This is a genomic window from Demequina phytophila (assembly GCF_000971135.1).
Classification (GTDB): Bacteria; Actinomycetota; Actinomycetes; order Actinomycetales; family Demequinaceae; genus Demequina; species Demequina phytophila.
Genome location: NZ_BBLW01000009.1, coordinates 26,363 through 52,222, shown reverse-complemented (window position 1 = coordinate 52,222; position 25,860 = coordinate 26,363). Strand labels below are relative to the sequence as shown.

Below are 25,860 nucleotides of genomic sequence, written 5' to 3'. Positions count from 1 at the left end.
CGCAGAAGTGCGAGACGATAACGCCCGTGCGCGCACTCCTTCTAGAGAACCTCTCCACCAAGGCCACCGAGATCCTCGAGGCCGCCGGCATCTCCGTCGAGAACCACGGCGGCGCGATGGACGAGGACGAGCTCATCGAGGCCCTTCAGGGCGTCCAGCTCCTCGGCATCCGTTCGAAGACCCAGCTCACGGCGCGGGTGATCGACGCATGTCCGGACCTCATCGCGGTGGGCGCGTTCTCGATCGGCACCAACCAGATCGACCTCGCGCACGCGGCGCGCAAGGGCATCGCGGCGTTCAACGCCCCGTTCTCCAACACGCGGTCCGTGGTGGAGATGGCGGTGTCGGAGATGATCTCCCTCACCCGCCGCCTGCCCGACCACAACCGCAGCCTCCACGAGGGTGTGTGGTCCAAGTCGGCGTCGGGCGCGCACGAGATCCGCGGCCGCACGCTCGGCATCGTCGGCTACGGCAACATCGGCTCGCAACTGTCGGTCATCGCCGAGGCGCTCGGCATGAACGTGATCTTCTACGACAGCGCCGAGAAGCTGGCGCTGGGCAACGCCACCCCCATGCCGTCGCTCAACGCCCTCCTCGCCGAGGCCGACGTGGTGACGCTCCACGTCGACGGCCGCTCGGGCAACAAGGGCTTCTTCGGGCCCGAGCAGTTCGCCGCGATGAAGGAGGGCGCGATCTTCCTCAACCTGTCGCGCGGCTTCATCGTGGATCTCGACTCGCTCAAGGCGGGCCTCGAGTCCGGTGCGATCGGCGGCGCGGCGCTCGACGTGTTCCCCGAGGAACCCAAGAAGACGGGCGACCCGTTCGAGTCACCGCTGCAGAACATGCCCAACGTCATCCTCACCCCGCACATCGGCGGGTCGACCGAGGAGGCGCAGCGCGACATCGGCATCTTCGTCGCGACCCGCCTGCGCGACTACGTGTTCCACGCGTCCACGTCGCTCAGCGTCAACCTGCCCACCCTCTCGCTCGACCAGGTCCAGGGCTCGCATCGCGTCGCCCACCTGCACGAGAACATCCCCGGTGTGCTGGCCGCGGTCAACCAGGTGTTCGCCGCGCACAACGTCAACATCGACGCCCAGCTCCTCGGCACGCGCGGCGAGCTCGGCTACGTGGTGACGGACGTCGCGTCCGGCCTCGACAAGGAGGCCGTGCAGGCGCTGTCGAGCATGCCGGGCACGGTGCGGCTGCGGGTGCTGTCATAGACGCCGCGGACCTGTCCGACGCCGTCCCGTTCGCGGAGCTCGGCCTTCCCGACCCGCTCGTCGACGCGCTCGCGCGCCACGGCATCGTCACCGCCTTCCCCATCCAGGCCGCCACCATCGCCGATGCGCTGGCCGGCAGGGACGTGCTGGGCAAGGCGCGCACGGGCTCGGGCAAGACGCTCGGCTTCGGCCTGCCGGCGATCGTGCGCCTCGCCGACGGCCCCCGGCCCGAGAAGCGGCGGCCCAAGGCGATCGTGCTGGTGCCCACGCGCGAGCTCGGCATGCAGGTCTCCGACGCGCTCGAGCCCTACGCGCACGCGATGCACGTGTCGCTCAAACTAGTCGCCGGCGGCCTGTCGATGTCGAAGCAGATCCAGGCGCTCGAGCGCGGCGTCCACCTCGTGGTGGCCACCCCGGGTCGCATGGCGGACCTGGTGCGCAACGGCCATGCGGACCTGTCAGAGCTCGAGCTCATCGTCATGGACGAGGCCGACCACATGGCGGACATGGGCTTCATGGACGAGATCACCGAGATCCTCGCCGGCGTGCCCGAGGGCGGCCAGCGGCTGCTGTTCTCCGCGACCCTCGATGGCGACGTCGACCGCCTGGTGAAGCAGTACATGCACGACCCGGTCACGCACGATGTCACCGACGGCGACGACCAGCCGGCCACCATGCGCCACGTGGTGCTCAACGTGCCGCCGCACGCGAAGTACCAGCTCGCGACCCGCATCGCCGCACGCGAGGGTCGCACCATCGTGTTCGTGCGCACCAAGCTCGCGACCGAGCGTATCGCGGACGAGATGCGGGAGGCCGGCGTCCTGGCGCTCGCGATCCACGGCGACCGCTCGCAGGCGGAGCGCAACTTCGCGATCGCGTCGTTCCGTGCGGGCGACGTGCCCGTGCTGGTCGCGACGGACGTCGCGGCGCGCGGCATCCACGTCGACCATGTCGACCTGGTCATGCAGATCGATCCGCCCGCGGACCACAAGGACTACCTTCACCGCTCGGGCCGCACGGCGCGCGCGGGCGAGGAGGGGCTCGTCGTCACGCTGGTGCTCCCCCACCAGCGTCGCTCGACGGACCGCATGCTCGAGCAGGCCGGGGTCGACGTCACGTTCCGCAAGGTGCGCGGCGAGGACGACGAGTCGCTCGCGATGATCACCGAGCTCACGGGCGCGCAGGAGCCGTCATGGCAGCCGGTGCGCGAACCGCGACCGCAGCGCCCCGAGCGTCGCGGCAAGTACGACCGTCCGGGTCGGGCCGACCGTCCTGCGCGCGGGGACCGTCCGCGTCAGGAGCGCCGCTGGGAGGACCGGCCCGCTCGCACGTGGGACGACCGCCCGCGCCGCGATGACCGCCCTCAGCGCGACGCGCGCGACAGCCGCGGGGACGACCTCCGGGCGACGCAGCAGCGCATGGAGGACAGGCTCGCGCGGATCGAGCGCGATCTCGCCGACCGCGAGGCCGCCCTCGCCGCGCGCGAGCGTGGGCTGTCCGAGCGCGAGGCACGCCTCGACGAGCGCGGCCCGCGCCGGTACGACGACCGGCAAGGCGGCTCGCGCGGCAAGGGACGCGACGACAAGCCCGGCAAGAAGGGCTACGGCAAGAAGCCCGCGAAGGGCGGCTACGACAGCGCTACTCGGAAGCCTCGGAAGCCGCGGAGCGGGCGCTAGCCGCGTCCTCCTCGCGAAGGCGCGCGATCGCGGCCTCGAAGTCCTCGAGGGTGTCGAAGCCCTGGTAGACGCTCGCGAAGCGCAGGTAGGCGATCTCGTCGAGCTCGCGCAGCGGCGGCAGGATCGCGACGCCGACGTCCTGCGCGTGGATCTCCGCCTGGCCGCTCGCGCGCACCGTCTCCTCGACGCGCTGCGCGAGCAGCGCGAGCTGGTCGTCGCTCACGGGACGGCCCTGGCACGCCTTCTTCACGCCCGAGACGATCTTGTCTCGGCTGAACGGCTCCGTCACACCGTTGCGCTTGACCACGGACAGGCTCGCCGTCTCGACGGTGGTGAAGCGCTTGCCGCACGCCGGGCACTCACGACGACGGCGGATCGACGAGCCGTCGTCGGCCGTGCGCGAGTCCACCACGCGCGAATCGGGGTTGCGGCAAAAGGGGCAGTGCATGCGCTCACTCTGCCACGAAGCAGCACGCACGCCCAACAGCCGGCCCGCGCCGGTGGTCAGTCGACGGGTACGTAGAGCTGCTGGCCCGCGACGAGCGCGGTGTCCGCCATCGCGTTGAGGTGCTGGATGTCCGCCACGGTGTCGCGGACGTCGTCGCCGGGCTCGGTGCGTGCGGCCGCGATGTCCCACAGGGTCTCGCCCGCGCCCACGGCGTACACGTCGACGGCCACCGGCTCCGCGGCGCCGTCGGACGCGAAGGCCTGCGGCCCCAGGATTCCCGCGCCCACGAGCAGCACGAGCACGCCGACCACCCTCCCGGCGCGCGTGCGCCGTGCCCGGGCCTCGACCGTCTGCGGTGCGTAGATGCTCATCTCTGCCTCCTCGATTCGAACAGGTGTTCTATCGAACGTGTGTTCTAGTTCTAGCACCGGGCTCCGACGCTGGCAAGACACGCTCGAACATATGTTTGATTTCCACCAGGGATTCCCCTAGCGTCGAACCCAGGAGACCACCGGGGTCTGACATCCACTCCACGGGAGGCAGCAGCCATGGCGCAGGGAGAGAGCTCACGCGGCGGGACGGGCGCCGGACGCGCCACCGAGGTGACCGTCCACGAGCTGCGCGACCCCTCCACGGGGCTGACCGCCCGCCAGCGCGCCGTCGTCGACTTCATCCGTGCCACGGTCCTCGAGCGCGGCTATCCGCCGTCGATGCGTGAGATCGGTGACGCGGTGGGCCTCACCTCGCCGTCGTCCGTCAAGCACCAGCTCACCGCGCTCGAAGCCAAGGGCGTGCTGCGCCGCGACCCGCACCGGCCCCGCGCCATCGAGGTGGTCCTGCCAGGCGAGGAGGCCGCCGCCCCCGCCGTCGCCTCCGCTGAGGCGACCGTGCCCGCCCCGGCGCCCACCGCATCGTCCGCCGACAACATCCACCTGGTGCCCCTGGTGGGCCGCATCGCGGCCGGTGGCCCCATCCTCGCCGACCAGCAGGTCGAGGACACGTTCGCGCTCCCCCGCCAGCTCACCGGCGACGGCGAGCTGTTCATGCTGCAGGTGTCCGGCGATTCGATGATCGACGCCGCGATCTGCGACGGCGACTGGGTGGTGGTGCGCCGCCAGAACGCGGCCGAGAACGGCGACATCGTCGCGGCCCTGCTCGACGACGAGGCCACGGTGAAGACGTTCCGCCGCAAGGACGGCCAGGTGTGGCTCATGCCGCACAACCCGGCGTACACGCCCATCGACGGCACGCACGCGACCGTCATGGGCAAGGTCGTCTCGGTGCTGCGGCGCGTCTAGCCCGCCGCGAGCCTCCGCAGAGCACCCAGCGCCACCTCACGATCGGTGGTGGGCCACAGGTCCGGCATGGACCGGGTGAGGAACGCGCCGTAGCGCGCGGTCGCGAGACGCGGGTCGAGCACCGCGACCACGCCACGATCCGTGCTCGACCTGATGAGCCGGCCCGCGCCCTGCGCGAGCAGCAGCGCCGCGTGGGTGGCGCTGACCGCCATGAAGCCGTTGCCGCCGCCGGCCGCGACGGCCTCGGTGCGGGCCTGCGCCACCGGCTCGTCGGGTCGCGGGAACGGGATGCGGTCGATCACCACGAGGCTCGCGGTGCGGCCAGGCACGTCGATGCCCTGCCACAGCGACGTGGACCCGAACAGGCACGCGCTCTCGTCCTCCTGGAACCGCTTCACGAGCGTCGGCAGCTGATCGTCGAGCTGGTAGAGCACGGGGACGTCGAGGCGCTCGCGCATCGCCTCCGTGGCGGCCAGCGCGGCCTTGTGCGAGGAGAACAGGCCCAGCGTGCGGCCGCCGGCGGCGCGGATGAGCGCCTCGAGCTCGTCGAGCGCGTCCTCCGAGATGCCGCCCATGCCGGGCTTGGGCAGGTGCTTCGCGACGTAGAGGATGCCCTGCTTGGGGTAGTCGAACGGGCTGCCTGCGTCGAGCGTGACGGCATGGTCGACGCCGAGGTGACGCGAGATGGCGCCGAAGTCTCCGCCAAGCGCGAGCGTCGCGGACGTCATCACGGAGGCCTTCTCGTCGAGCAGCTTGTCGCGGATGAGGCCGGCGACGTCGAGGGGCGCGGCGACGATGCGCTCGGGCACCGGGGCGTCGTAGTCGCCGTCGCGCGGGGCGAGCCAGATGACGTATCGGCCGTGCTCGCCCTGGAGCTCCTCGCACACGTCGTGGACCGCGCCCAGCGACGCGGCGGCGACCTTGCCCCCGGCGCCGAGCTCCTCCGAGCGCTTGGTGATCTCCGAGACGAGTGCGCGCGCGGCCGCGCGCACCTCCTCGACGGCCATCGCGAGGGCGTCGGGCAGGCCGAGGCGGAGCCGCCCGGGTGAGCAGTCGCCGAGGGCCCCGTCGAGGTGGCGGGCGGCGCGGTCGAGGTCCTCGGAGACGATGCCGCAGCGGCGGGCGTCGCGGGCGGCCCGGTCGACCGCGACGACGGTGAGCTCGTGGGTCGCGGAGGAGGTGATGCGGCTGACGAGCTCGTGCGCCTCGTCGACGATGAGCACCGCGTGGTCGCCGATCATGTCGTGGCCGGTCGCCTGGACGCCGAGCACGGCGTGGTTGGTGACGACCACGTGAGCCTGCGCAGCGGACTCCCGCGCGCTCTGGGAGAAGCACTCGGCGATCGCGGGGCACTTCTGGTCCAGGCATTCGCGGCCGTTCACGGACACCTGCGCCCACGCGCGGCCGCTCACGCCGGGCACCAGGTCGTCCCTGTCCCCCGTGTCCGTGGTCTCGGCCCACTCGTTGAGCCGCACGATCTCGCGTCCCAGGTCGCTCGTGGGTCCGACCGGCAGCATCGTGTCGTCGGTCTCGTCGGGGTAGCCGCCGGCCATCTTGTGCACGCACAGGTAGTTGCCGCGGCCCTTGAGCAGCGCGATCCGCGCGCGCGTGCCCAGCTCCGGCTCCAGCGCGTCCGCCACCAGAGGGAGGTCCTTGGTGAAGATCTGCCGCTGCAGCGCGAGGGTGGCGGTGGAGACCACCACTCGGCCGCCGGTGCGCACGGCGTGTGCGACGGCGGGGACCAGGTAGCCGAGCGACTTGCCCGTGCCGGTGCCCGCCTGGACGAGCGCGTGCGCCTCGGCGTCGAGGGCATCGGTGACGGCGCGCGCCATGGCGCGCTGGCCCTCGCGCGGCTCGCCCCCGAGCGCGCCGACGGCGCGCTCGAGCAGCGCGTCGGCGGCGTGGGTGGCGCTCTGGTCGCCGCCGGTCACAGCGAGGCCGAGGGCACGCCGGCCTCCTCGAGGCGCGCCGCGAGGCCCGCGTCGACGAGCGCGGTGAGGTGCGTCCCCTCGGCGACGTGCGCCTGGGCGAGCACCTCGCCGTGCCGGTGGACCTCACTCACGAGGTCCCCGCGCGTGTAGGGCACCACCACGTCGACGGTGACCTCGGGACGCGGCAGCTCACGGCCGATGAGCTCCATCAGCTCCTCGATGCCCTCGCCCGTGAGCGCGGAGACCTCGATGGTGATCTCGCGGCGGGCGCGCAGGCGCATGAGGGTCTCGGGGTCGGCGATGTCGGCCTTGTTGAGGACCAGCACCTCCTTCACCTGGTCCGCGCCCGGCACGTCCGCCAGCACCTCGCGGACCGCGCGGATCTGGCTCTCCGGGTCCGGGTGCGACGCGTCGACCACGTGCAGCATGAGGTCCGCGTGCGCGACCTCCTCGAGCGTGGACGCGAACGCGGCGACCAGCTGGTGGGGAAGGTCGCGCACGAATCCGACCGTGTCGGACACGGTGAACTCGCGGCCGTCGGGCGTCTGCGAGCGGCGCACGGTCGGGTCGAGGGTCGCGAAGAGCGCGTTCTCGACGAGCACGCCCGCGCCGGTGACGCGGTTGAGCAGCGACGACTTGCCGGCGTTGGTGTAGCCGACGATCGCGACGTTGGGCAGGCCCAGGCGCTTCTCGCGGCGCACCTGGCGCGCGGGCTCCATGGCCTTGATGTCACGCCGCAGCTGCGCCATGCGGGTGTGGATGCGGCGGCGGTCGAGCTCGATCTTTGTCTCACCGGGTCCGCGCGAGCCCATGCCCGCGCCCGCGCCGCCGACCTGGCCGCCCGCCTGGCGGGACATCGACTCGCCCCAGCCGCGCAGGCGGGGCAGCAGGTACTCGAGCTGCGCGAGCTCGACCTGCGCCTTGCCCTCCTTGGACTTCGCGTGCTGAGCGAAGATGTCGAGGATGAGCGCCGTGCGGTCGATGACCTTGACCTTGACGACGTCCTCGAGCGCGCGGCGCTGGCTGGGCGCGAGGTCGTCGTTGACGATGACGGTGTCGGCGCCGACGGCGGCGACGATGTCGCGCACCTCGTGCGCCTTCCCCTTGCCGATGTACGTGGCGGGGTCGGGGTGGGGCCGTCGCTGGAGGACGCCGTCGAGGACCTCGGAGCCGGCGGTCTCGGCGAGCGCCGCGAGCTCGCGCAGCGAGATCTCCGCGTCCTCGGAGGTGCCGTGCGACCACTGGCCCACCAGCACGACGCGCTCGAGTCGCAGCTGGCGGTACTCGACCTCGGTGATGTCCTCGAGCTCGGTCGAGAGGTTCTGGACGCGACGCAGCGCCGCGCGGTCCTCGCGGTCGTACTGGTCGCCGTCGTAGTCGGTGCGGGCGGTCCCGCCCTCCGCGACGGCGGTGCCGGCACGGGAGAGCACCCGGTCGATCACCGCGTCTGCGCGGCTGGTCTCGGGCGTGTCCTGGTGATCTGCTGCTGTCTCGCTCATACCCGTCCATTGTCTCACCCCGGCCCGACACCCTGGCGCGGCTGTGGAGGGACGATGCGACGGGCGCCCGGGCACGACGGCTGGCGATACGCTCGGGTGCGTGAGCGAGGACCACTACTTCACCGCGCGCCCCGCCTCCGCGGACGAGCGCCGCACCATCACTGTGACGCTCGCCGGTCGCGACGTCGAGGTCGAGACCGCCCCGGGGATCTTCTCCCCCGGCCATGTCGACCTGGGCACCCGGGTGCTGCTGCGTCAGGTTCCCGACCCGCGCGGCCGGCTTCTCGACATCGGCGCCGGCTGGGGCCCCATCGCGCTCGAGGCCGCCCTGCGCGGCGCATCGTCCGTCACCGCCGTCGACGTCAACGAGCGCGCGCTCGACCTCCTGCGCCGCAACGCGGCGCGCCTGGGCGTCGAGGTGACCGCGTCGCTGCCCGACGAGATCCCCGGCGACGCGACGTTCGACACCATCTGGTCCAACCCGCCCATCCGGATCGGCAAGGACGCGCTCCACGGGCTCCTCGCCACGTGGCTGCCCCGCCTCGCGCCCGGCGGCGAGGCGTTCTTGGTGGTGCAGAAGAACCTGGGAGCGGACTCGCTCGCGGCGTGGATCACGGCGCAGGGCTGGGGCGCGGTCGAGAAGATCGGGAGCTCGAAGGGCTTCCGCGTGCTGCGCGTCTCCGCCTGAACCCCGCTCGGCCGCGCGTGCGGTCAGGACGGGACGCGTTCGCCTCGCGCGGCTCCGGCGGCGATCGCGGCGCAGCGCCGCGCGCGGGTGTCGGGGCGCTTCGCGAACGCGACCCACTGGAGGCTCTGCTTGCGGGCCGAGGGAGGGAACGCCCCCCAGGCCTCGCGCGACCCGGGAAGCGCCGCGAAGGCGTCGTCGAGGTCCGGAGGCACCTCGAGCGCCTCGACCGAGTCGAGCACCGTCCACGAGCCGTCCGCCTTGGCCGCCGCGATCACCGCGGCTCCCGCAGGCGTCATCAGGCCCGCGCGCTCGAGCTCCGCGATCCTCGCCTTGTTCGTGCGCGCCCAGCCGGAGCCCCGCTTGCGCGGCGCGCAGTACTGCAGCGTGCGCTGCTCATCCAGGCGCTTGGTGACCGCGTCGATCCATCCGAAGCACAGGGCCTGGCGCACGATGTCCTCGTACACGAGGCCCGCCCGACCGGTGCCGGTTCGCCAGACCGCCACCCACACCCCGGTCGCGGACGCATGGTGCGCGGCGAGCCAGGCGCGCCATTCGTCCGCATCCGCGGGGTGGATCCTCGGGACGCCGTCCGCGCCCGGCTCGATGGGGTGCACGCTCAGCCCGGGACTGTCACCGTGCCGGTCGCGACCAGTACCGCAGGCCCCTCGAGCACGGTCTCGCGGCCCACGATGCGCACGGTGACCACGCCGCCGGGGACCTCGACGTCCCACACGTCGGGCGCGCCCGGTCCGCCCCAGGCGCGCATCGCGAGGGCGACCGCGCACGCGCCCGTGCCGCACGAGCGGGTCTCCCCCGAGCCGCGCTCGTGGACGCGCATCCGGACCCGCCCCCGGTTGACACCATCGACCTCGGCGTGGCCGAGCGCGACGGCGAACTCCACGTTGGTGCCGTGCGGTGGCACGGGATGGACCTGCGGCGCGACCGTGAGGTCGAGCGCCTCCAGCTCCGCGGTGTCCGCCAGCGCGACCACGTGATGCGGATTCCCCATGTCGACGCTGAGCGCCGGGCGCACGGGGTCCAGGCCGCGCGCCGCGACCTCGGAGTCGAAGCCGTCGGGAGCGTCGCCGATCCGGTACTCCCCCATGCCGATCGCGTACCTGCCCTCACCGAGGGACGTCACGCGTCGCGGCCCACCGCGTGTCGCGAAGGCGAGGCCGCCCGCGAGGTCCTCCCCCGCCTCGGCCTCGAGGAACGCGCCGAACACGCGCGCGCCGTTGCCGCACATCTCGGAGGTGGTGCCGTCGGAGTTCCAATAGTCCATGAACCAGGCCGCGGGATCCGCGCCCTCGCCCGCCTCGAGCGCGCTCGCCCGCACGGCGCGGATGACGCCGTCCCCACCGATCCCCGCGCGCCGGTCGCTGAGGAAGCGCACCGCCTCGGGTGTCAGGTCGAGGCCGCCCTCGGGGTCGAACAGCAGGACGAAGTCGTTCTCGGTGCCGTGGCCCTTGGTGAACCTCATGCGCCCAGCCTAGTCAGCGGGTACGACGCTCCGCGTCGGCCGCCCTCACCAGGGACGATGCATCGGCGGCGGCCCGTGCGACGTCGCCGTGGTCGCGGGGGGCGTCGATCCACCGCACGCGCGGGTCGGGACGGAACCACTGCGCCTGCTTACGGGCGAGCCGCCGGGTGTGCCGCGCGATGAGCGCGCGCGTCCCGGCGGCGTCGAGCTCCCCGTCGAGATGCCGCAGGGTCTCCGCGTAGCCGACGGCGCGTCGTGCCGTCACTCCGTCCCGCAGCCCGCGTGCCTCGAGTGCGGTCACCTCGCCCACAAGTCCCGCGTCCCACATGGCGTCGACGCGGGCGTCGATGCGCGGGTCGAGCAGCTCGTAGGGCAGATCGAGAGCGATGGTGAGCGCGGGCGCCGCGTACTCGTGGCGCGGGAGCGAGCTCTGCGTGGAGCCGGTGAGCGCGATGATCTCGAGCGCCCGCACGAGACGCTTGACGTTCTGCGGCGGGATCTTGGCGGCCGCGGCAGGGTCGACGGCGACGAGCTCGCGGTGGAGGGCTCCCGGGCCCTCGGCGTCGGCGCGCGCCTCGAGCGCCGCCCGCAGCTCGGGGTCGGTGCCGGGGAACTCGAAGCGGTCGAGCAGCGCCCTGAGGTACAGCCCGGATCCGCCGACCACGATCGCGCGGCGACCGCGCGCGTGGATCGCGGCGATGTCCGCGCGCGCCTCGGCCTGGAAGCGCGCGACCGAGGCGTCCTCGTGGACGTCGAGCAGGTCCAGCTGGTGGTGCGGGATGCCGCGCCGCTCGTCCGCGCCGAGCTTCGCGGTGCCGATGTCCATGCCGCGGTAGAACTGCATGGAGTCGGCGTTGACCACCTCGCCGTCGAGCTCCGCGGCCAGCGCGAGGCTGAGCGCGGACTTGCCCGTCGCGGTGGCGCCGACGACCGCGATGACCACCGGCGCATCGTCCATGGTCACCCGCGCCGGAGGGACGGCAGGCCCAGCGGGACGGGGCCGGCGGGAGCGCCGGCGCCGGTGCCGCAGGAGTCGCCGCCGTGGTCGTGGTCGCCGGCCTGCGCCGCGTCCCACGCGTCGCCCGCACGGGTGCGACGCACCCGGTAGAGCTCGGAATCGGCGATGAGATGGTGGGGCGCGCCGTGCGTGACGCGGACCGTGACCATGTCGCCGGGCCGCGGCACCTCGCCACCCTCGGGGACGGTGAAGTGGACCAGGCGGTTGCCGGGCTCGCGGCCGCTCATGCGGGCCGAGTCGCCGTCCTTGCGGCCGCCGCCGTCCAGGACCATGAGCTCGAGCTCGCGTCCCACGAACCTCTGCGAATCCTCAAGAGTGATCCGCTCCTGGAGCGCGAGGAGCCGCTCGAAGCGCTCCTGGACCACGGCCTTGGGCAGCGGCTCCAGCTCGTACGCGGGGGTGCCGGGGCGCGGCGAGTACTGGAACGTGTACGCGGACGTGAAGCGGGACGCCTCGACCACGCGCATGGTCTCGAGGAAGTCCTCCTCGGTCTCGCCGGGGAAGCCCACGATGATGTCGGTGGTGATGGCCGCGTCGGGCATCGCCGCGCGCACGCGGTCGATGATCCCGAGGTATCGCTCGGAGCGGTAGGAGCGGCGCATCGCGCGCAGCACCCGGTCCGACCCGGACTGGAGCGGCATGTGCAGGCTCGGCATGACGTTGCGCGTCTCGGCCATGGCGTCGATGACGTCGTCGGTGAAGGCTGCCGGGTGCGGCGACGTGAACCGCACCCGCTCGAGGCCCTCGATGGCGCCGCACGCGCGCAGCAGCTTCGCGAACGCCCCGCGGTCGCCGAACTCGACGCCGTACGAGTTGACGTTCTGGCCGAGCAGGGTGACCTCGACGGCGCCCTGGGAGACGAGCGCCTCCACCTCGGCCAGGATCTCGCCGGGGCGGCGGTCGCGCTCCTTGCCGCGCAGCGACGGGACGATGCAGAAGGTGCACGTGTTGTTGCAGCCGACCGAGATCGACACCCATCCGGATGCGATCGCGTCCCGCCGGGACGGCAGGGTCGACGGGAAGACCTTGAGGGACTCCTCGATCTCGACCTGCGCGGCGGCGTTGTGGCGCGCGCGCTCGAGGAGGACGGGCAGGACGTCGATGTTGTGGGTGCCGAACACCACGTCGACCCAGGGCGCGCGGTTCACGATCTCGCCGCGGTCCTTCTGCGCGAGGCAGCCGCCCACGGCGATCTGCATGCCCGGGCGTTGCGCTTTGACCGACGCGAGCTGGCCGAGGTTGCCGTAGAGGCGCGTCGCGGCGTTCTCGCGGACGGCGCAGGTGTTGATCACCACCACGTCGGCGACGTCCGCGCCGGCGGGCGCGGCGCTGTAGCCGGCGCCCTCGAGGAGGCCGGCCATGTGCTCGGAGTCGTGCACGTTCATCTGGCACCCGAGGGTCTTGACCAGGTACGTGGGTGCGAGGGTGGTGTCAGTCATGCGCTATCCGGCGACGGCGTCCGCGCGTAGCTCGCGGATCACGGTCACCTTGATCTCTCCGGGGAAGGTGAAGTCCTTGCTGATGTGCTCCGCAATTGTACGCGCCAGCGCCTGGGTCCCCTGGTCGTCGATCTCCTCGGGCTCGACGATCACGCGTACCTCGCGCCCGGCCGCCATCGCGAGGACACGGGTGACGCCGTGGTGCTCGAGGACCAGCTTCTCGAGGTTCTCCATGCGGTTGATGTAGGAGTCGAGGTCCTCGCGTCGCGCGCCGGGGCGCGCCGCCGACACCGCGTCGGCGACCTGGACGATCACGGCCTCGAGGGACTCGGCGGGCACCTCGTCGTGGTGGGCGGCGACGGCGTTCACGACAGAGGGCTCCTCGCCGTGGTCGGCGAGGAATCGCGCACCGAGTGCGGCGTGCGTGCCCTGCTGCTCGTGGGAGAAGGCCTTGCCGAGGTCGTGGAACAGCGCGCCGCGGCGCGCGAGCTCGACGTCCGCGCCGATCGCGGCGGCGATGTCCGCGGCGATCTGCGACGTCTCGACCAGGTGGGAGAGCACGTTCTGACCGTAGGAGGTGCGCAGGCGTAGCCTTCCGAGCATGTCGACGATCTCGGAGGGGACGCCGGACACGCCTGCCTCGCTGAGCGCGTCGAGCCCGGCGGCGCGGTGGCGCTGGAAGGCGCCGGCGACAGCGCGCGCATAGGCCGCCTCGACGCGCTGCGGCTGGATGCGGCCGTCCTCGACCAGCGCGGCGAGCATCACCTGGGCGATCTCGCGGCGCTCGGGGTCGAAGCAGGAGAGCTGTACCGCGTTGACGCCCTCCTCGACGATCACGGTGACACCGGTGAGCGCCTCGAAGGCGCGGATGTTCCGTCCCTCGCGGCCGATGATCCTGCCCTTCATCTCCTCGCTGGGCAGGTCGACCCATGCGGTCGCGTGCGCGGCCGAGGAGGGAGCGGCCTGACGCTGCATCGCGTCGACCAGGATCTCGCGGGCCCGCTGCTCGGCGGTGGCCTGGGTGCGCCGCTCGAGACGCCGAAGCGCGACCTCGGCGTCGCGGCGCGCGTCCTCGAGCAGCTCGGCGACCAGCTCGGCACGGGCCTCCTCGGGGGTGGTCTGGGCGACCTCGGCGAGGGCGCGGGCGCGGTCCTGCGCGATGCGCGCACGCTCGGCCTCCAGCCGCTTCTCGTCGCGCGCGACCACGGAGGCGCGCTCCTCGAGCACCCGCGCGTACTGCTGCGCGTGACGGTGGTCGCTCGCGACCTCCTTCTCCCGCAGATGCGCGTGCTCCTCGCGGCGCTTCGCGTCGGCGAGCCGGGCCTGGGCGTCCTCACGGACCTGCTCGGCCTCGCGTCGGCCGGCGTCGCGCTCCGCACCGGCCTCGCGGCGGGCGAACACGACCAGCAGGAGCGCGACGAGGCTGGCGCCCAGCAGCACCAGGATCGTCAGGGTCTGCCCCACCGGCCGCTCCTCCTCTTCCCGCGCGACGGACTACTCGTCCTCGCTATCGGCATCCCGCAAGTGTTTCACGAGGGCGAAGGCGAGAGAACTTGGGTAGCCCTTGCGTCCGAGCATCGCCACGACGCGCCTGGTGCGCACCTCGACGGGGTGCGCCGCGAGCTGATCCCACCGGCGGCGCGCGAGCTCGGCGGCGCGCTCACGCTCGTCCTCGTCGTCGATCTGGTCGAGAGCGGAGCCGATGTCGTCCTGGTCGAAGCCCTTGCGGGCAAGCTCCTGGCGGATCGCGCGACGCGACTGGCCGCGCTCGGCGTGGCGCGTGCGCACGATGGTCGCGGCGAGGGCCGCGTCGTCGAGCAGGCCGACCTCGGTGTACCGGTCGACGATCTGCTCCGCGAGCCCCGGCTCCACGCGCCTGGCGACCAGGGCGTCACGCAGCTGGCTCGAGGAGCGTGAGGCACGGGTGAGGATCCCGAGCGCGAGCTCGCGCGCCTTCTCGGGGTCCGCGACCGGCGGGGACTCGGAGTCCCCCGCGGGCGCGCGCCGTGTACGGCGGCGCCCACGAGGGCTGTCGGGGATCACCGTCATGGCCTAGAAGTCGTTGCGGCCCTTCTTGCCGCGCGCGGCGACGGGAGCACCGTCCTCCGACTCGGTGGCGGGGTTCACCTGGCTCTCCTCGCCGGCGGGCACGCCGACCCCGAGCTTGGTCTTCACCTTGCGCTCGATCTCGTCCGCGAGCTGCGGGTTGTCCTTGAGGAAGTTGCGGGCGTTCTCCTTGCCCTGGCCCAGCTGGTCGCCCTCGTACGTGTACCAGGCGCCGGACTTCTTGACGAAGCCGTGCTCGACGCCGAGGTCGATGATGCCGCCCTCGCGCGAGATGCCCTGGCCGTAGAGGATGTCGAACTCGGCCTGCTTGAACGGCGGGGCCATCTTGTTCTTCACGACCTTGACGCGGGTGCGGTTGCCGACGGGCTCGGTGCCCTCCTTGAGGGTCTCGATGCGGCGCACGTCGAGGCGGACGGAGGCGTAGAACTTGAGCGCCTTGCCGCCGGTGGTGGTCTCGGGGCTGCCGAAGAACACGCCGATCTTCTCGCGCAGCTGGTTGATGAAGATCGCGGTGGTGCCCGTGGTGTTGAGCGCGCCGGTGATCTTGCGCAGCGCCTGCGACATGAGGCGGGCCTGCAGGCCGACATGGCTGTCACCCATCTCGCCCTCGATCTCCGCCTTGGGCACGAGCGCCGCGACGGAGTCGATCACGAGGATGTCGATGCCGCCGGAGCGGACCAGGATGTCCGCGATCTCGAGCGCCTGCTCGCCCGTGTCGGGCTGCGACACGATGAGGTTGTCGACGTCGACGCCGAGCTTACGCGCGTACTCGGGGTCGAGCGCGTGCTCCGCGTCGACGAACGCCGCGGTGCCGCCGGCCTTCTGCATGTTGGCCACGGCGTGGAGGGCGACCGTGGTCTTACCGGAGGACTCGGGTCCGTAGATCTCGACGATGCGGCCGCGCGGGAGGCCGCCGATACCGAGCGCGATGTCGAGCGCGAGAGAGCTGGTGGGGATGGCCTCGACGGGAACGACCGTCTTCTCGCCCATCCGCATCGCCGAGCCCTTGCCGAACTGGCGATCGATCTGTCCGAGCGCCGCCTCGAGGGCCTTCGCGCGATCCGCTGCCTGTGCCATGTCGCTTCCTCACATCCATCCGTGGCTGGTCTGCCGTGTGTCGAGGACGACGCTACGCCGACCCTCTGACAGTGCGCCGGCGGCGTCCCCCGCGGGGGACGGACGCCGTCGCGTGGTGTCCTGTGGACCACGGTATATCGAACAACTGTTCGAAGGGAAACGACACGCCGGAGGTGTTCAGCGCGGCGGCGGCACCATCCGCTCGCGGTCGCCGCCGTCGCGGAGGTGCAGTGGCACGCTCATCTGCTCGCACCAGGCATGCCACACGTCGCGCGGCGCATGACCCGCCTCGAGCGCCGCGGCGGGCGTCAGCGAGTCGAATGCGTCGAGCGACAGCTCGCGCGCGAGCGTGCGCGCGTAGGAGTCGCCGAAGACCGCGTCGGCCAGCAGCCAGAACTCGCTGAGACGCACGTCCCTGGCGGGCCTAGCGGGAGCGCATCGAGCTGAGCAGCTCGGGAACCGTGTCGGGGATCGACGGCATCACGGACACGCCAGCGAGCGTCTCCGCGGCCTCGAAGCGGTCGGAGACCTCGCGCAGGATGGTCGACATGGGCATGTCGAGGGCTTCGCAGATCGAGGCGAGGAGCTCCGAGGAGGCCTCCTTCTGACCGCGCTCGACCTCGGACAGGTAGCCGAGGGAGACGCGGGCGCCGGAGGAGATGTCGCGCAGGGTCTTGCCCTGCGTGAGGCGCGCGTCGCGCAGAACCTCGCCGATCTCGTTGCGAAGCACAGGCATGCGGCCTCCCCTCATCACTGTCATGCGGCCCTTGTCCATGCTGACACAACGCACACTACCGCACCCTTGTTCCGCCGCCGTCGCGTGGGGGTTACATCAATGTGACATCGCCCGCAAGGGACTCGAGGACCAGGGCCAGGGCGGCGTCCACCGCACCCGCGCGCACCGCGGCGCGATCGCCGGGAACGTCGAGCCGCCTGCTGACCTCCCCGGAGGGGCCCGACACCGCGACGTACACCCGGCCCGCAGGGGAGTTGTCGTGGGGCTCGGGGCCGGCGGCACCCGTGGTGGCGATGCCGAGGGTCGCGCCCGTCGCGTCACGCACACCGCGCGCCATCGCCTCGGCCACCTGCGCGGAGACGAGGCCGGCTGCGGCGATGACATCGGGATCCACGCCCAGCAGCCGCGCCTTCATGGGGGCGGTGTAGGCGACGATGCCGCCGCGCACCACGGCCGACGCGCCGGGCACCGACACCAGGGCCGCGCACACCGCTCCCCCGGTGAGCGACTCCGCCGTGGCGACCGTCGCCCCGTGCTCGCGCAGTCGCGTGAGGACCTGGTCAGGCAGCGGCATGACCGCCGGCGCGCTGCCCTCGGGCCGCGCGCAGGATCTTGACCGTGTAGTCGACGCCCGTGACCACGGCGATCGCCGTGGCGAGCAGCAGCACCCACCAGGCGGCGTCGTCGACCCACGCCGGCATGCCCGGAGCCAGGTACATCCCGATCGCGATGAGCTGGGCGATGGTCTTCACCTTGCCGCCCGGTGAGGCGGGGATGACGGTCCCGGCCGCGACCAGGAGCCGCCCCACCGTGACCCACAGCTCGCGAACCGCGATGATCGCGACGGGCCACCACGGGATCCCATCGACCATCACCAGCACCGCGAGCACCCCGAGCACGAGCGCCTTGTCCGCGATGGGGTCAGCGAGCTTGCCGAACGGGCTCACCACACCCCATCGGCGCGCGAGGTAGCCGTCGAAGAAGTCCGTGACCGCCGCCAGGACGAACAGCGCGAAGGCCCACCAGCGCATCGGCCCCTCCGCGCCGCCGTCGGCGGCGAGCAGCACAAGCACCACCGGCACCATCACGAGCCGCGCGATGGTGAGCACGTTGGGAACAGCGGAGGTCACGGCTCACACCTTAATGCGCGGGCGCGGTGCGCGGGTGCGCGGCCGGGCGTTCCGGGGTCCTTGGCGCGCGACGGGATACTGAAGGCATGCCCCCTCGGAACCGTCGCACCCGTCCGCTCGCCGCCGCCGCGTGGGTGGGCGGGCTCGCGCTCGTCGCGCTGCTCGCGGGCATCGCTCTCGGAGTGGGCGGCGCCCGCGGCGGTGCCGAGCCGCCGGCGGCGCGGACCGCACCCACGCCCGCCGCGACCGTCCCCGCGCCCTCGGGGGACGATGCGCCGGCCGGGACCACCGCATCGTCCGGCCCCGCGCCGGTCGCGTCGGTGACTCCTGCCCCCGCGCCCGTCCGGTTCACCCTGGTCGCCGCGGGCGACGTGCTGCCGCACACGCCGGTCAACGACTCCGCGCGCACCGCGGACGGCTACGACTTCGCCGCCCTCATGGCGGGCGTGCGGCCCTACATCGAGGGCGCGGACCTCGCGCTGTGCCACATGGAGGTCCCCGTCTCCCCCGAGGGCGTCGAGCCGTCGGGCTACCCGCTGTTCTCCGCGCCGAAGGCGATCGTGCGCGACCTGGCGAAGGTGGGGTGGGACGGATGCTCGACGGCCTCGAACCACAGCGTCGACCGCGGCACCGCCGGCGTCGAGGCGACGCTCGACGCGTTCGACGCGAACGGGCTCCAGGCGGCAGGGACGGCGCGCACCAAGAAGGAGGCGGCGACCACGGCGGTCTACGAGGTGACGTCCGGCGACCGCACCGTCACCGTGGCGCACGTGAGCTTCGCGTACGGCACCAACGGCATGCCCGTCTCAGCACCGTGGCAGGTGGGCCTGTTCGACGCGGACGCCGCCGATCCGCAGCCGATCATCGACGCCGCGCGCAAGGCCCGGAAGCAGGGCGCCGACGTGGTGCTCGCCTCCGTGCACTGCTGCGTCGAGTACCAGACCGCCCCGACGGACGCGCAGCGCGCCATCGCGCAGAAGATCGCGGACTCCGGCCAGGTGGACCTGTACATCGGCCACCACGCGCACGTGCCGCAGCCCATCGAGCGCCTCGACGGCGGGCCGTCCGGCCATGGCATGTGGACGGCGTTCGGGTTGGGCAACTTCCTGTCGAACCAGGGCACGCAGTGCTGTGTCGCCGCCACCCAGAACGGCGTGCTGCTCTCGGCCACGGTCACCGTCGCCGCGGACGGCACGGTGAAGGTCAAGCCGGCGTGGACGGGCACCACCGTCGACCGTCTCGGCGGGCACGCCGTGCACGTGCTCACGGACATCGGAGGCGGCGCGGGCACGCTCTCAGGCGCGGAGGTCGACTCGCGCCTCGCGGCCGTCACCGACGCGGTGGGCGCTCACGCGCCGATGCACCGGGAGCCGGTGACGTCGCTGGCGGACCACGTGGTCGCGGTGCCGCGCACGGACGGCGCGTAGGGACGGATGCGCGGTCAGCGCTCGCCGTAGACCGGGTCCGGTTCCGCGGGGCGCGGGTCGATGAGGCTGGTGCCGGTGTGCGGGTGCTGCGACAGCGCGGTCGCGGCAGGCTGCGCGACGCCGAACAGCCATCCCTGCCCGTAGCGCCACCCGCAGTCCGCGAGGAACTGTGCCTGCGCCTCGGTCTCGATGCCCTCCGCGATGGTCGCCAGCCCGAGCTCGCGTGCGAGGGCGCCGAGCGCGCGGGACACCCGGGCTCCGGCGGGGTCCTCGGGGATGCCTGCGACGAAGGACATGTCGAGCTTGACGCCCGAGACCGGCAGGTCGCGCAGGTACGACAGCGGGGACACGCCGGTGCCGAAGTCGTCGAGCAGGATCGGCACGCCGGCGTTGCGGAGCTCCGTGAGCTCGTGCCGGATGCGGGTGTTGGGGTTGACCAGGGAGGCCTCGGTGAGCTCGACCACGACGCGCTGCGGGCTGAGGTGGTGGCGTCCGATCGAGGCGAGCACGCCGTCCGCGAACGACGAGTCGCCCAGCTGGTCCGCGGACACGTTGAGCGACACCCACACGGTGTCCGACGGCGATCGCTCGAGGAACTGTGCCGCCTGCTCGACCAGCGCGGCGCCCAGCGTGGCCGCGAGCCCACGGTCGCTGATCAGCGGCAGGAACGCGGCCGGCAGCAGCAGCCCGCGCGTGGGGTGCTGCCAGCGGACCAGGGCCTCGTACCCGACCACCGTGCGCGTCGTGAGCTCGAGGATCGGCTGGTAGTGCAGCACCAGGTCGCCGTTCTCGATCGCACGCGCGAGCTCCGCCGCGAGGGCGGACTGGTTGTCGTCGGCGATCCGCATCGACGGCTCGTACACCTCGGTGCGGCTCTTGCCGGCGGCCTTCGCGCGGTACATCGCGGCGTCGGCGGCGCTCAGCAGCGACGCCCCGCCGCCGGCGACCGTGTCCTCGTCAGCCATCGCGATGCCGAGCGACGCCGCGAGCTGGATCTGGTGCCGCTTGACGGCGAGCGGCGCGCGCAGGCCGTCGTGGATGGCCGCGGCGATCTCGAACAGCGCCTTCGAGCAGTCGGTGTCCTGGACGGCGATCACGAACTCGTCTCCGCCGAGACGGGCCACGGTGCCGCGGCCCCCGGTCGCGGCGCGCAGCACGCCCGCCACGTGGACCAGGGCGTTGTCGCCGATGGCGTGGCCGAATCGGTCGTTGAGGCCCTTGAAGCCGTCGAGGTCGACCGCGATCACCCCCACGCGGGAGTCCGCATCGGGCTGCGCCAGCAGGTCGTCGAGGACCTCGTGGAAGAGGTTGCGGTTCGCGAGGCCCGTGAGGGGGTCGTGCATCGCGCGGTGCTGCATGAGCTCGGAGCGCATGCGCACCTCGGTGGTGTCGCGCACCTGCACCACGTAGTGGTCGGGCGCGCCGCCCGCGTAGCGCACGAGACCCACGTCGAGCACCGCCCACACGACGTTGCCGTCCGTCTTCACGTAGCGCTTCTCCACCGCGAAGTGGTTCTGGTGGCCGTCGTAGAGGCGCTGGATCTGGTCGCGCTCGGCGTGGAGGTCCTGCGGGTGCGACAGCGCGCTGAACGGGGTGCCGCGCAGCGCCGCCACCGTCGAGCCCATCATCTCGGCGAACGCGCGGTTGACCTCCATGAGGCGCCATTCGAGGTCCACCAGCGCCATCCCGGTGGGGGCGTTCTCCATCGCGCGCCGGAACTGCGCGTCCGAGCGGCTGATGGCCTCCGCGGCCTCGCGCAGACCGGTGGTGTCCATCACGGTGACGATCGAGAGGGGACGCCCGCCCGCGGCATCGTCCACCGGTCGCGACCGCACGTGCAGCCAGCGGATGTCGTCCACGCCGCGCCGGCCGGGGACGCCGACCACGCGCGGACGGCCGTCCTCGGTCCGCGAGAACGCCTCCGTGGCCATCATGGGCCGCATGTGGGCGTCGACCGACCGGATGGGCAGTCGCGACAGCGGCACCCCCAGCACGTCCGCCTGGCGCAGGCCCAGGATCGTGCAGGCCGTGTCCGACATGAGCGCGACCTCGCCCGCCTGGGTGAGGATGACCACCCCGTCGCGCGAGGACGTCATCACGGCCTCGAACTGGCTGCGCAGCGCGCGCTCCTGCGCCAGCGCCGAATCGCGCGCTGCACGCTCGCGGCCGGACCGCCAGAAGAAGTAGAACGCGCTCAGCGCGAGCAGGATGAGGAGCGCGCCGACGACGGCCACGAAGGCCGGCTGCGCGAAGAGGTCTAGGACTCCACCCATTCCCCGTCCTCAGGCTGGTGCGTGTTGGTGGTGCCCACCGTAGCGCCAGAATCCCCTCGTAGGACAGCAAGAGTGGACACCAGCTCGTCAGGTGTGACCAAAACGTCACGCGCCTTGGATCCCTGCGACGGACCCACGATCTCGCGGGTTTCCAGGAGGTCCATGAGGCGGCCCGCCTTCGCGAACCCCATCTTGAGCTTGCGCTGCAGCATCGACGTCGAGCCGAGCTGCGTGGTGATGACGAGCTCCGCCGCCGCGAGCAGGTCCTCGAGGTCGTCGCCGATGTCCTCGGCGACGGCGCCGGCCGCGCCCGCGGCGGGCGCCACGACGTCCTCACGGTACTCGGGGTCCGCCTGCCGCTTCGCGTGCTCGACGGCGGCGTGGATCTCGGACTCGGACACCCAGGATCCCTGGGCGCGCATGGGCTTGGACTCGCCCATGGGCAGGAACAGCGCGTCACCCTGGCCGATCAGCTTCTCCGCGCCCGGCATGTCGAGCACCACGCGCGAGTCCGCCAGCGAGGAGGTCGCGAACGCGAGGCGCGAGGGCACGTTGGCCTTGATGGTGCCGGTGATGATGTCGACCGACGGGCGCTGGGTCGCGAGCACCAGGTGGATGCCGGCGGCGCGCGCGAGCTGCGTGATGCGCTGGATCGACTCGTCGACGTCGCGCGGCGCGACCATCATGAGGTCCGCGAGCTCGTCGACGATCACGAGCAGGTACGGGTACGTCTTGATCTTCCGCTCGGAGCCGGGCAGCGGCTTGACCTTGCCCGCGCGGACGGCCTTGTTGAAGTCGTCGATGTGCTTGAAGCCGAACAGCGCCAGGTCGTCGTAGCGCATGTCCATCTCCTTCACCACCCACTCGAGGGCCTGCGCGGCCTTCTTGGGGTCGGTGATGATGGGCGTGATGAGGTGCGGGATGCCCTCGTAGATGGTGAGCTCGACGCGCTTGGGGTCGACGAGCACCATGCGCACCTCGTTCGGGGTGGCGCGCATGAGGATCGACGTGATCATCGAGTTGACGAACGACGACTTTCCCGCGCCGGTCGCACCCGCGACCAGGAGGTGCGGCATCTTCGCGAGGTTGGCCATCACGTAGCCGCCCTCGACGTCCTTGCCGATGCCGATCGCCATCGGGTGGTCGTTGCGCGCCGCGACCGGCGAGCGCAGCACGTCGCCCAGCGCGACCGTCTCGCGGTCCACGTTCGGGATCTCGATGCCGATCGCCGACTTGCCGGGGATGGGCGACAGGATGCGCACGTCCGCGCTCGCCACCGCGTAGGCGATGTTCTTGCTCAGCTGGGTGATCTTCTCGACCTTCACGCCCGAGCCGAGCTCGACCTCGTACCGCGTCACCGTGGGGCCGCGCGTGAACCCGGTGACCTCCGCGTCCACGCCGAACTGCTCGAGCACGTTGGTGAGGGCGGCCACGACGCGGTCGTTCGCGGCGGAGCGCTCCTTGTGCGGCGCGCCCTTGACCAGCAGCTCGAGGGACGGCAGCACGTACGGGCGGGAGTCCTCGAGCTCGCCCTGCTCCCCCGGCGGCACGAGGTGGGTGGTCGCAGGGGCCGCGGGTGCGGCCTCCTCGCCGGGCACCGCGATGAGCTGGGTGGTCGCGTCGGGGGACGATGCGGCGGCCGGCTCGTCCCACGGGGCGTCGTCCCACGGGGCCGGGTCCTCCTCGGGAACCGCGTACGGCGAGATCTGCTCGGTCACGGCGCGGCGGTGCGCGTCGGGGTCGATGATCTCGTCGAACTCGCGCGGGTCGACGGTCGCGGCGTGCGCGAACGCCTCATCAGCCTCGTACGAGTCGAGCGTGTCCTCCGCCGGCGGGTCGCCGTGCAGCGCGCGCTCGATGAGCCGCTTCGCCTTCCCCGTCCGCTTGTGCTGGGGCCTCTTCTGCTGGGCCTCGCCCGGGCGCTCGAGCGTGCGGTGCTCGGGCAGATCGAGCTCGTCGTGGTCCGCGGCGTCGCTCCCGGCGCCGTCGTGGCGCACCTTGTGCGTGACCTCGGCGACCCAGGCGGCGGCCTCGCGCAGCGAGATCCCGAAGACGATGAGGACCGACAGCAGCGCGAGCAGCACCAGCACCACCACCGCGAGGGGCGCGGTCACCAGGCCCGCGAGCGGCGTGCCGATCGCCCAGCCCAGGATGCCGCCGGCGTCCTGGAGCGCCTCGACGCCGCCGGCCGGGCTGGGCCGACCGTGCGCGATGTGGATAATGCCGTCCACGGTGATGGCGAGCAGGAGCGCGCCGAACGTGATGCGGTGGTTCGCGTTCTCCTCCTGCGGCGCGCGCATGAGGCGCACCGCGATGATGGTGAGGATCACCGGCAGACCGTACGCGAGGACGCCGAACAGGCCGGCGGCGACGAAGTGGATCGCGGTGCCGGCCCAGCTGGTCAGCTGGAACCACTCGCGTGCGGCGATGAGGATCGCGAGGATGATGAGGATGATCGCCTGGCCGTCGCGGCGCACCGCGGGAGGCACGTCACGCGCGCCATGGCCGATGCCCCGCACGCCGGAGCCGACGGCGTTCGCCGTGCCGCGGCCGATCGCGGCGACGCCGCGCAGCACGGCCGGCGGGCGCTTCTTCTCTTGAGCGGCGCGCGAGCTCGACGACGAAGAGCGCGAAGCCTTCGTCGCGGGTCGGGTCTGTCGCGTCTGTGCCATGGCACAGCACGGTAGCGCCCACCGCCGACAAGGCGAGGTTGCCACCCCGCCCGACCCCCGCATCGTCCCGAGGGACGATGCGGGGAGGCCGTCAGGCCTCGACGACCACCGGGATGATCATGGGGCGCCGGCGCAGCTTGGTGCCCACGAAGCGCCCGAGCACGCGGCGCGCCACCTGCTGCAGCTGGTGGGTGTCGGTGGAGCCGCCGCGGGCGGCCTCCTCGATGGCCTTCTTGATGTCGGGCAGGATCGCGTCGAACACCGAGTCGTCCTCCGCGAGGCCGCGGGCGTGCACCTCGGGGCCGGAGACCACGCGGCCGTTGGTCGAGTCGACCACGGCGAACACGGACACGAAGCCCTCCTCGGAGAGGATGCGACGGTCCTTGAGCTCGGCGTCGGTGATCTCGCCGATCGACGAGCCGTCGACGTACACGTTGTGCACCTCGACCGCGCCGACCACGCGGGCGACGCCGTCCTTGAGGTCCACGACGGTGCCGTTCTCCGCGAACATCACGTTGTCGTGCGGGATGCCGGTGCGCATCGCGAGGTGACCGTTCGCCAGCAGGTGGCGGACCTCGCCGTGGATCGGCATGACGTTCTTCGGGCGCAGGATGTTGTAGCAGTACAACAGCTCGCCCGCGCTCGCGTGGCCGGACACGTGGACGCGCGCGCTGCCCTGGTGGACCACCGTCGCGCCCAGGCGCATGAGGCCGTTGATGACGCGGAAGACGGCGTTCTCGTTGCCCGGGATGAGGGACGATGCGAGGATCACCAGGTCCCCCTCGCCCACCGTGACCTTGTGGTCGCCGGTGGCCATGCGCGACAGGGCCGCCATCGGCTCGCCCTGGGAGCCGGTCGACATGTAGACGACCTGCTCGCCCGGCATGTCGTCGGCCTTCTTCGGGTCGACGAGGATGCCGTCGGGCACACGCAGGTAGCCCATGTCCGCGGCGATGCCCATGTTGCGCACCATCGAGCGCCCCACGAAGGCGACCTTGCGCTTGTGCGACTCGGCGGCGTCGATCACCTGCTGGACGCGGTGGACGTGGCTCGCGAAGGACGCGACCACGATCCGACCCGTGGCCTGCGCGAACAGGCGGTCCAGCACGGGGCCGATCTCGACCTCGGCCGTGGTGAAGCCGGGGACCTCGGCGTTGGTGGAGTCGACCTGGAACAGGTCGACTCCCTCGTCACCGAAGCGGGCGAACGCGCGCAGGTCGGTGATGCGACCATCGAGGGGCAGCTGGTCCATCTTGAAGTCGCCGGTGTTGAGCACGGTGCCGGCGGAGGTGCGCACGAACACGGCGAGCGCGTCCGGGATCGAGTGGTTGACCGCGAGGAACTCGAGGTCGAACACGCCGAGCTTCTCGCGCTGACCCTCCTTGACCGCGAGGGTCACGGGGTTGATGCGGTGCTCGCGCAGCTTCGCCTCGACGAACGCGAGCGTGAGCTGCGAGCCGAGGATCGGGATGTCCCGGCGCATGCGCAGCAGGTACGGCACGGCGCCGATGTGGTCCTCGTGGCCGTGCGTGAGCACGATCGCCTCGACGTCGTCGAGACGGTCCTCGATGTAGCCGAAGTCGGGCAGGATCAGGTCCACGCCGGGCTGGTGGTCCTCGGGGAACAGGACGCCGCAGTCGATGATGAGCAGGCGTCCGTCGAGCTCGAGGACGTGCATGTTGCGGCCCACCTCGCCGAGCCCGCCGAGCGGCACCAGGCGCAGGGTGCCGGGTTCGAGGGCGGGCGGCGGGAGCAGGTCGGGATTGAAGGTCATGAAG

General features: G+C 72.2%; 23 protein-coding genes. 5 read left to right on the top strand and 18 right to left on the bottom strand.

What is annotated here, in order from left to right; genetic code table 11:
• Nucleotides 1-17 precede the first annotated feature (17 nt).
• Entirely contained in the window at nt 18-1,223 is a 1,206-nt protein-coding gene (serA, locus tag AOM01_RS13115; RefSeq protein ID WP_062294563.1) for a phosphoglycerate dehydrogenase, read from the top strand.
• The gene (locus AOM01_RS13110) at nt 1,220-2,899 is read left to right on the top strand and encodes a DEAD/DEAH box helicase (RefSeq protein ID WP_062294561.1); all 1,680 of its coding nucleotides are present in this window, start codon (nt 1,220-1,222) and stop codon (nt 2,897-2,899) included. Before serA ends, AOM01_RS13110 begins: the two co-directional genes overlap by 4 nt.
• Here the strand turns inward: AOM01_RS13110 and nrdR are convergent.
• The gene (gene nrdR, locus AOM01_RS13105; protein ID WP_062294351.1) at nt 2,862-3,347 is read right to left on the bottom strand and encodes a transcriptional regulator NrdR; all 486 of its coding nucleotides are present in this window, start codon (nt 3,345-3,347) and stop codon (nt 2,862-2,864) included. The two genes, AOM01_RS13110 and nrdR, sit on opposite strands and share 38 nt — an antisense overlap.
• 56 nt (nt 3,348-3,403) lie before the next feature.
• On the bottom strand, nt 3,404-3,718 hold the full coding sequence (locus AOM01_RS13100; protein WP_062294350.1) for a LysM peptidoglycan-binding domain-containing protein: 315 nt from the start codon (nt 3,716-3,718) through the stop codon (nt 3,404-3,406).
• 177 nt (nt 3,719-3,895) lie between these two features.
• Here AOM01_RS13100 and lexA point away from each other — a divergent pair, with 177 nt between their 5' ends.
• Nucleotides 3,896-4,645 (top strand): transcriptional repressor LexA, encoded by a 750-nt coding sequence (gene lexA / locus AOM01_RS13095; RefSeq protein WP_062294346.1) that lies wholly within the window; start codon nt 3,896-3,898, stop codon nt 4,643-4,645.
• Here the strand turns inward: lexA and AOM01_RS13090 are convergent.
• Together AOM01_RS13090 and hflX are read right to left on the bottom strand one after the other, a co-directional pair.
• Complete coding sequence (locus AOM01_RS13090) at nt 4,642-6,576, bottom strand: ATP-dependent DNA helicase (protein WP_062294344.1); 1,935 nt, start codon at nt 6,574-6,576, stop codon at nt 4,642-4,644. The two genes, lexA and AOM01_RS13090, sit on opposite strands and share 4 nt — an antisense overlap.
• Entirely contained in the window at nt 6,573-8,075 is a 1,503-nt protein-coding gene (gene hflX, locus AOM01_RS13085; protein ID WP_062294342.1) for a GTPase HflX, read from the bottom strand. The genes AOM01_RS13090 and hflX overlap by 4 nt, the downstream gene beginning before the upstream one ends.
• Before the next feature lie 100 nt (nt 8,076-8,175).
• On the opposite strand from hflX, the gene AOM01_RS13080 reads away from it, so the two are divergent.
• Nucleotides 8,176-8,763 carry a class I SAM-dependent methyltransferase gene (locus AOM01_RS13080; protein WP_062294340.1) on the top strand — a complete coding sequence of 196 codons (588 nt, stop codon included), beginning with the start codon at nt 8,176-8,178 and terminating at the stop codon, nt 8,761-8,763.
• 23 nt (nt 8,764-8,786) lie between these two features.
• On the opposite strand, the gene AOM01_RS13075 is transcribed toward AOM01_RS13080, so the two are convergent.
• The 11 genes from AOM01_RS13075 to pgsA all read right to left on the bottom strand — a co-directional run bounded on the left by AOM01_RS13075 (nt 8,787) and on the right by pgsA (nt 17,710).
• Nucleotides 8,787-9,377, bottom strand: coding sequence for a YdeI/OmpD-associated family protein (locus AOM01_RS13075; protein WP_228374309.1), 591 nt, complete (start codon nt 9,375-9,377; stop codon nt 8,787-8,789).
• Between the two features lie 2 nt (nt 9,378-9,379).
• Nucleotides 9,380-10,243 (bottom strand): diaminopimelate epimerase, encoded by an 864-nt coding sequence (gene dapF / locus AOM01_RS13070; RefSeq protein ID WP_062294338.1) that lies wholly within the window; start codon nt 10,241-10,243, stop codon nt 9,380-9,382.
• Nucleotides 10,244-10,256: 13 nt separating this feature from the next.
• Complete coding sequence (gene miaA, locus AOM01_RS13065) at nt 10,257-11,201, bottom strand: tRNA (adenosine(37)-N6)-dimethylallyltransferase MiaA (protein ID WP_062294336.1); 945 nt, start codon at nt 11,199-11,201, stop codon at nt 10,257-10,259.
• Nucleotides 11,202-11,203: 2 nt separating this feature from the next.
• The gene (miaB, locus tag AOM01_RS13060; RefSeq protein WP_062294334.1) at nt 11,204-12,700 is read right to left on the bottom strand and encodes a tRNA (N6-isopentenyl adenosine(37)-C2)-methylthiotransferase MiaB; all 1,497 of its coding nucleotides are present in this window, start codon (nt 12,698-12,700) and stop codon (nt 11,204-11,206) included.
• A gap of 3 nt (nt 12,701-12,703) precedes the next feature.
• A complete protein-coding gene (rny, locus tag AOM01_RS13055) occupies nt 12,704-14,164 on the bottom strand; it encodes a ribonuclease Y (protein WP_062294332.1) in 1,461 nt (486 codons plus the stop codon).
• Nucleotides 14,165-14,194: 30 nt separating this feature from the next.
• Nucleotides 14,195-14,749, bottom strand: coding sequence for a regulatory protein RecX (locus tag AOM01_RS13050; RefSeq protein WP_062294329.1), 555 nt, complete (start codon nt 14,747-14,749; stop codon nt 14,195-14,197).
• Between the two features lie 3 nt (nt 14,750-14,752).
• Nucleotides 14,753-15,844, bottom strand: a complete 1,092-nt coding sequence (gene recA, locus AOM01_RS13045) for a recombinase RecA (RefSeq protein WP_062294326.1) — start codon at nt 15,842-15,844, stop codon at nt 14,753-14,755.
• Between the two features lie 177 nt (nt 15,845-16,021).
• Nucleotides 16,022-16,255 (bottom strand): DUF3046 domain-containing protein, encoded by a 234-nt coding sequence (locus AOM01_RS13040; RefSeq protein ID WP_062294324.1) that lies wholly within the window; start codon nt 16,253-16,255, stop codon nt 16,022-16,024.
• Between the two features lie 13 nt (nt 16,256-16,268).
• Nucleotides 16,269-16,580 (bottom strand): helix-turn-helix domain-containing protein, encoded by a 312-nt coding sequence (locus tag AOM01_RS13035; RefSeq protein WP_062294322.1) that lies wholly within the window; start codon nt 16,578-16,580, stop codon nt 16,269-16,271.
• Nucleotides 16,581-16,671: 91 nt separating this feature from the next.
• Nucleotides 16,672-17,154 (bottom strand): CinA family protein, encoded by a 483-nt coding sequence (locus AOM01_RS13030; RefSeq protein ID WP_062294320.1) that lies wholly within the window; start codon nt 17,152-17,154, stop codon nt 16,672-16,674.
• On the bottom strand, nt 17,141-17,710 hold the full coding sequence (pgsA, locus tag AOM01_RS13025; RefSeq protein WP_062294317.1) for a CDP-diacylglycerol--glycerol-3-phosphate 3-phosphatidyltransferase: 570 nt from the start codon (nt 17,708-17,710) through the stop codon (nt 17,141-17,143). Before pgsA ends, AOM01_RS13030 begins: the two co-directional genes overlap by 14 nt.
• A gap of 86 nt (nt 17,711-17,796) precedes the next feature.
• Here pgsA and AOM01_RS13020 point away from each other — a divergent pair, with 86 nt between their 5' ends.
• Entirely contained in the window at nt 17,797-19,137 is a 1,341-nt protein-coding gene (locus AOM01_RS13020; RefSeq protein ID WP_062294315.1) for a CapA family protein, read from the top strand.
• Nucleotides 19,138-19,151: 14 nt separating this feature from the next.
• Here the strand turns inward: AOM01_RS13020 and AOM01_RS13015 are convergent, their stop codons facing one another.
• From AOM01_RS13015 to AOM01_RS13005, 3 genes are all read right to left on the bottom strand, one after another.
• Nucleotides 19,152-21,410, bottom strand: a complete 2,259-nt coding sequence (locus tag AOM01_RS13015; protein WP_082110256.1) for an EAL domain-containing protein — start codon at nt 21,408-21,410, stop codon at nt 19,152-19,154.
• Nucleotides 21,395-24,082, bottom strand: coding sequence for an FtsK/SpoIIIE family DNA translocase (locus AOM01_RS13010; protein WP_082110255.1), 2,688 nt, complete (start codon nt 24,080-24,082; stop codon nt 21,395-21,397). Before AOM01_RS13010 ends, AOM01_RS13015 begins: the two co-directional genes overlap by 16 nt.
• A gap of 91 nt (nt 24,083-24,173) precedes the next feature.
• Nucleotides 24,174-25,856: a ribonuclease J gene (locus AOM01_RS13005; RefSeq protein ID WP_062294313.1), complete on the bottom strand. Its 1,683-nt coding sequence runs from the start codon at nt 25,854-25,856 to the stop codon at nt 24,174-24,176.
• Nucleotides 25,857-25,860: the final 4 nt, after the last annotated feature.